We start from the raw sequence: 6033 nt of genomic DNA, 5'->3' as shown, positions 1-6033 counted from the left end.
CGGTCGCAAATTCTATCTTTATGGACATTTCAATGTAAAAACCACAATTTGATAATTATAGTGAATTTCAAAGAAAAGCTGGATGTAGAAAATCGGGTGGAGGAGATTTTTTTTGCAGGGGGGTGTCTGTGGGGAGTGCAGGAGTTTATTAGGTATTTACCGGGTGTTGTTTCTACCGAAGCGGGAAGAGCTAATGGATCAGCCAGCACTACTAATACTGAATATGACGGCTATGCTGAATGTGTTCGAACCATTTTTGATCGAGGACAGGTAACGATGGAGCAGTTAATGGAATATTTTTTTGAGATTATTGATCCGTACAGTTTGAATAAGCAGGGTGAGGATATTGGGGAAAAGTACAGGACTGGAATATACAGCAGGAGGCAGGAACATCTTGATGCAGCCCATAATTTTATCACCTCTCTCGAAAATTCAAAATCAATACTTGTAGAAGTATTGCCTTTAAGTAATTTTATCCGGAGTGATGAAGAGCACCAAGATCGATTGCAAAAAAATCCTAAGGAAAAATGTCATATTCCAAAAAAACTCTTACATAAATACCGGATCAGAGTTTAATAAATATTATTGGATTCCTTACTTTACTTGTTACAGATTCGGACCGAGCGGACAGGACAGTGCGCAGGCAATACCACGGAGAATTTGAATTTCGATATCGGTGGTCTTTCCATCGTGGTCAATCGTTCGGGCACAGGCATCGATTAGAGATCGTTTTTCAGTCGCACTCATTTTGTTGAGTCGTTCGATCGCTTTGTCCATCGAGGATAGGCCACAATTCTGACTAGGAGGTAGTTTGATTTGCCCGCTTCGATCCAGGGCTTGCATACCGTGGTTAAAGGATGGTTGGGGGTCGGCCCCATCCTGTCCGTAGTGAGAGAGGGCGCCAAGAATTACTGCACAATCTGAAAGCCGGCTGCGGATAGATGCACGGCCATGTAGTTGGCGAGGGTAGTGTTGTTTACCAAAGTCAAACTCGATAACCTTGTGCAGGCACCATTCGAAAAGATCAATGCTTTCATCCGCTCCGATTAATTGGACTATTAATGTTTGGAATACAGAAAATTGATTCATCGAAAGCTCGGCAATGGCGGGCCTTGATTCTTCCACTAAGACCAATTTTTGTTCGCAGGAAAGATTGGTGAGTAGGGGCTCGATTTTTTCAGTTTGATAGAGCGTTCCTTCCTCAGCTTGGTGTTCGATCATTTGGGCCTGTCGTTTTCTGGCGTCTAGATCTTTAATGTCGAGTAGCAAAGCAAATAGTAAACAGCGGGCACCAAATGGTTCCTTTGCCTGTTCGATCAGAGGTGCTGGGATAGAGGCAATTAAGGATCGTACCTGTGCCAGTTTTTCTTCGTCTATTTTTCCCTCGCTCTTGAGAAATGTCTGGGCCGAAGGAGTGTGCTCTTGTTGTTCCGTTCTAGTTTGGGTAGCAGTTTGGTTTACGGTTGTTTTCCCACTGGGAGAAGCTCCAGCAAATCCAGAAATACCCGCCATTTCGCTGCCTTGGGATGCAATCTCGGAAATTTTATCAGTATTTGGGTATGAATTTTTCCAATTTGGATCGATCCGTTTTATTCGAATAGGCAGCGGGGGGTGTGTGGCAAACATGCTACTTATACCGGAGCTGAAAAACATATGTGAAAATTCCTGAGCTCCAGCTGATTGTAACTTAGACCCGTGAGAATATCCCCCAATTCGTTTGAGTGCTCCGGCGATACCATCCGGATTACGAGTAAATTGTACTGCTGATGCATCGGCAAGGAATTCTCTTTGCCTACTGATAGATGCTCGAATCATTGCTCCAAAGAAGCCCCCAATTCCACCAATGATCAGTAAACCTATTCCCAATATTACAAGGGCACCTCCTCCGCTGTCTTTTCCGTTTCTTCTGCGCCCTCCTGAAACATAGGCAATGTTGGTAAGGATTCGCCCGATGCTGGATAAAAATACAATTCCGAAAATAATACCGGTTAAGCGAATATTGATTCGCATATCCCCATTGAGAATATGGCTGAATTCATGTGCCATTACCCCCTGCAACTGGTCTCGGTTTAGTTTGGTGGCGCATCCCCGAGTTACTCCAATTACCGCATCCCTTGGAGAATAACCCGCCGCAAAAGCGTTAATTCCCTCTTCCTCCATTAAGTAAACCGGTGGTACGGGAGTACCGGATGCAATTGCCATTTCCTCGACGACATTAAGGACTTGTCGGGAGAGCGGATCTTTAGTGCTTTGGTTCAGTCTTTGTCCGCCCATTGATTCAGCAACCACTTTTCCCCCTGAGGAAAGCCAACTAATTCGGAAAGCACTGGCAAGAAATACTGCTATTATTGTGCTCACACTAGAGACTGCAGCTAATTCAAAGGTCCATGCTAATTCGGCTAGATTTTTTTCAAATCCAACCGCAACTGAGGCTAAACAGAAAATCGAAATGATTATACAGAGTACCGCAAACCCAAATAGTAAAAAAAGATACCCGCTAAGTCCACGGGCTTTGTCCTGCTGTTCAAAAAAATCCATGTTGAACGGATCGGGTTTTCGATCCAGTTAGAATTGTACTTTCGGTGCTTCTTTAATCTTTTTGCTTTCGAATTCGAGGAGAGTGCCATCTTGACCATGACCAAACATACCCGCGAAAAAGACTGGAGGAAAGGTTTGTTTGTAGGTGTTGTAAGCTGTAACGGAGTCATTGAAAGCCTGCCTTGAAAATGCGACCTTGTTTTCAGTTGAACTGAGTTCTTCCTGTAAATTTGCCATATTCTGATTGGCTTTCAGATCTGGATAACTTTCCGACAATGCAAAGATACGACCTAAAGCACCACCCAACATACCTTCGGCTCCCGCCAAACCGGCAATTGCAGTGGCATCCCCGGGATTTTGAGAAGCAGCCTGCAGGCTACTTTGTGCCTGATTACGGGCTTGTATGACCGCTTCTAAGGTTTCTTTTTCATGGGCCATGTATCCCTTCACTGTCTCGATCAGGTTGGGAATGAGGTCATATCTCCTTTGCAATTGAACTTCAATTTGAGAGAAGGCGTTTTCAAAGCGGTTTTTAAGCGTGACTAATTTGTTGTAGATCCCAACAACGATCATCACTAAGACGATTAAAACTCCGACGATAACAAGTGTGGTGATTAACATATTAAGATAAGTTTATGATTAAGAAAGCAATAATTTTTAAGGATAGTTATAATACTCAACTTTGGTCAAGTTGCGATTTCACCACGGTAATAATTGAATACCTAATAAACATAGATCATAAGAATGGTAATTTAAATTATAATTAATAACTTTATTTATAAAAGAGGGAATGTCGTTAACATTATGATAAACAAGGTAATTGAAGAAATGAATAAGAAGGATAAGAAATTGTTTCTACTTAACTAAAGGGAAGAGCAGGAAATGAATTTTAGTTGGATAATATCTAGAGTGCGTTAACCCTTTTATAAATCTAGCTCAATGGAATCTGCCAGAAATCGAAAAGTGAAAAAACTAAGCAGTCGCAATTTCGGCTAAAAGCATAAGAATTATAATTCATCTGACATAATTATAGTAATGAAAATCTTATTCCTTTCCTTTCTTTTTCTGAGTTTATTTTTAACAAGCTGGGCTAAAAAGCCTAATATTGTCTTTTTCTTTACTGATGATCAAACATCGAGTGCTTTGGGATGTTATGGACACCCGCTAGCCAAGACTCCCAATATTGACCGTTTAGCCGATGAGGGAACAAGGTTCGAGAATGCCTTTGTGAGTCAGTCAATTTGCTGGGTTAGTCGGACTACGATCCTAACCGGATTGACCGGGCGAAGTTATGGAGTTCCAGGAAACCATGATATGGCCAAACCTGAAGCGGTGGAGAAGCTTTATGTGGATTATTTGAGAGATGCTGGATACCGTACAGGGTTTGCTGGTAAGTGGCATGCGAAAATGCCCAAAGGGTGGAAAGCTCAGGATCATTTTGATGAGTTTCATCCAATTGGTAGAAATCCGTTTTATAAAAAACAGGAGGATGGAACCCTTCGCCATGAGACGGAATTGATTGTGGATCGTGGAATCGAGTTTATTGAAAATCAGCCCAAGGATAAACCGTTTGCTATAAATATGTGGTTTAATGCCTGCCATGCTGAAGATGGCGACCGGCGTCCTGGAATTGGACATTTTCCCTGGCCACGAGCGATGGATGGAATGTATGAAGAGGACGAGATTTCTCCCCCCCGATTGAATGATCCTGAGATTTTTGAAAAACAACCGGACTTTTTAAAAACCACTATTAATCGGGAACGATTTTTTTGGCGTTGGAATACAGATGAGCGCTACCGAACTAATATGCGGGCTTACTTGCGAATGGTCAGTGGGATTGATAATGCAATTGGCCGGTTTCTGAAAGCATTGGAAGAGCAGGGGTTAGCTGAAAATACCATTATTGTTTACACCGCAGATAATGGATATCACATGGGGAATCGGGGATTTGCCGGTAAATGGTCACACTATGAAGAATCACTCCGTGTTCCGATGGTGGTTTATGATCCACGGGTTAAAGGAAAAGTTCGTGGGCAGGTTCGGCAGGAATCGGTTTTGAATCTCGATCTTCCCTCCACTTTTCTTTCGTGGGCAGGGGTAAAAATTCCGAAAAGATATCAGGGGAAAACTTTTGCAAAATTAATTTCTGAATCAAATCCATCCTCTTTCCGTAAATATACATTTCACGAACACTTTGCGGTTCGTCACCGAATTCCTGCATTCGAAGGGATGCGTGGTGAACGATTTAAGTATGTCCGCTATGTGGATGAAAAAAATTATGAATTTTTACATGATTTAAAAAATGATCCAGATGAACTGATTAACTTGGCGAGCAATCCCAAATACACAAAAACTCTGAAAGAAATGAGGGGAATGACGGATCAACGAGTTAAGGAATTGGGAGGCCCCTTATCTCCGATGAAAGAACTTCTTTCCAAGTCGACCGATCCATATCCGGTTTCTGCTGCCAAGGTTGCGAACCGACCAGGTGAGGACGGTTTTGCCAGTCTGATTACTCCCGGGAACCGAATGCGAAATTGGTCTGGGGATTCAAAATACTGGTCTAAGAAAGATGGAGTACTCATTGGCCAAACGGATGGCACATTAAAGATGAATCATTTTATCACATGGAAAGCGGCTACGGTCCGAAATTTTGACCTTCGTGTAAAGGTTCGGGTCACTGAAGGAGGAAATAGCGGTATTCAATACCGGGGAACTTCGCGACCGGATATCGGGTTGGATGTGGTGACTGGTTATCAATGCGACGTGGTCGCCAATCAATCCAAATACAATGGAATGCTTTATGAAGAGAAGGGAAGGCGAATACTCTCACACACGGGAGAAAAAGTAATAGTGGATCATGACGGAAAGCCCTGGATTGTGGGTACTTTTTCAGTAAAAGAATTCAAGCCGGGAGAGTGGCATGAGTATCGAGTTCTGGTGGAAGGTAATCGTCACCGACACTGGATTGACGCTCACCCCACTGCAGATTTAATTGATTTGCATAAAGAGGGTAGGACGTTGGAGGGTGTTTTAGCGATGCAGGTACACAGGGGTCCATCTATGACTATTGAATTGAAGGAAATGCGAATCAAGCACCTTCCAGATGATCTCCCTTTGTTACAATTAAAAGATCATCGTATTCCAATCGGTTCTTTAGGGGTTCGCCCGCAGGGCAAATTACCTGAAAATTGGAAGCCTCCGGTTTATAAGGAGAGATAAATGTTTTTTTCAGAAAGAACTTGGTTTATCGTTATTATTCTATCTACAATTCTAGGTACTGGGATTAGAAGAGATTTAAAACTTCGCTCCGCGTACGAACAATTTAAAACAAACTCAACTCTTCCAGCGGGAATAGATGCTGAGTCCATTAGTAAAGAGGGAGAATCCCGATGAAAACAGAATATTTTTTTAGAACCCTTCGAAATCGTTGCCCTAGGTGTAATGAAGGTGCAGTTTTAGGAAACCTTTTTCACAGGCATGAGAAATGTTCTA

General features: G+C 42.5%; 5 protein-coding genes. 3 read left to right on the top strand and 2 right to left on the bottom strand.

Going from position 1 to position 6033, the window contains the following annotated elements; genetic code table 11:
* Window positions 1-96: 96 nt before the first annotated feature.
* Window positions 97-576, top strand: a complete 480-nt coding sequence (locus tag ACKPQ5_RS05835) for a peptide-methionine (S)-S-oxide reductase (RefSeq protein WP_407678159.1) — start codon at window positions 97-99, stop codon at window positions 574-576.
* Window positions 577-606: 30 nt separating this feature from the next.
* On the opposite strand, the gene ACKPQ5_RS05830 is transcribed toward ACKPQ5_RS05835, so the two are convergent.
* Together ACKPQ5_RS05830 and ACKPQ5_RS05825 are read right to left on the bottom strand one after the other, a co-directional pair.
* Window positions 607-2538 (bottom strand): M48 family metallopeptidase, encoded by a 1932-nt coding sequence (locus ACKPQ5_RS05830; RefSeq protein ID WP_407678158.1) that lies wholly within the window; start codon window positions 2536-2538, stop codon window positions 607-609.
* A gap of 27 nt (window positions 2539-2565) precedes the next feature.
* A complete protein-coding gene (locus tag ACKPQ5_RS05825) occupies window positions 2566-3159 on the bottom strand; it encodes a LemA family protein (RefSeq protein ID WP_407678157.1) in 594 nt (197 codons plus the stop codon).
* Window positions 3160-3573: 414 nt separating this feature from the next.
* On the opposite strand from ACKPQ5_RS05825, the gene ACKPQ5_RS05820 reads away from it, so the two are divergent.
* Together ACKPQ5_RS05820 and ACKPQ5_RS05815 are read left to right on the top strand one after the other, a co-directional pair.
* The gene (locus ACKPQ5_RS05820; RefSeq protein ID WP_407678156.1) at window positions 3574-5760 is read left to right on the top strand and encodes a sulfatase-like hydrolase/transferase; all 2187 of its coding nucleotides are present in this window, start codon (window positions 3574-3576) and stop codon (window positions 5758-5760) included.
* Window positions 5761-5934: a hypothetical protein gene (locus ACKPQ5_RS05815; protein WP_407678155.1), complete on the top strand. Its 174-nt coding sequence runs from the start codon at window positions 5761-5763 to the stop codon at window positions 5932-5934. It begins immediately after the preceding gene.
* The last annotated feature ends 99 nt before the right edge of the window (window positions 5935-6033 follow it).

Origin of the sequence: Candidatus Seribacter sulfatis (genome assembly GCF_964187635.1) — a bacterium.
Lineage (GTDB): Bacteria > Verrucomicrobiota > Verrucomicrobiia > Opitutales > Seribacteraceae > Seribacter > Seribacter sulfatis.
The sequence above is the reverse complement of the archived record's forward strand: the minus strand, read 5'-3'. Positions and strand labels throughout refer to the sequence as shown.

Coding starts and splice junctions, on each gene's coding strand:
- ACKPQ5_RS05830 (WP_407678158.1), bottom strand. CDS start 2,538: ATGGATTTTTTTGAACAGCAGGACAAAGCCCGTGGACTTAGCGGGTAT.
- ACKPQ5_RS05815 (WP_407678155.1), top strand. CDS start 5,761: ATGTTTTTTTCAGAAAGAACTTGGTTTATCGTTATTATTCTATCTACA.
- ACKPQ5_RS05820 (WP_407678156.1), top strand. CDS start 3,574: ATGAAAATCTTATTCCTTTCCTTTCTTTTTCTGAGTTTATTTTTAACA.
- ACKPQ5_RS05825 (WP_407678157.1), bottom strand. CDS start 3,159: ATGTTAATCACCACACTTGTTATCGTCGGAGTTTTAATCGTCTTAGTG.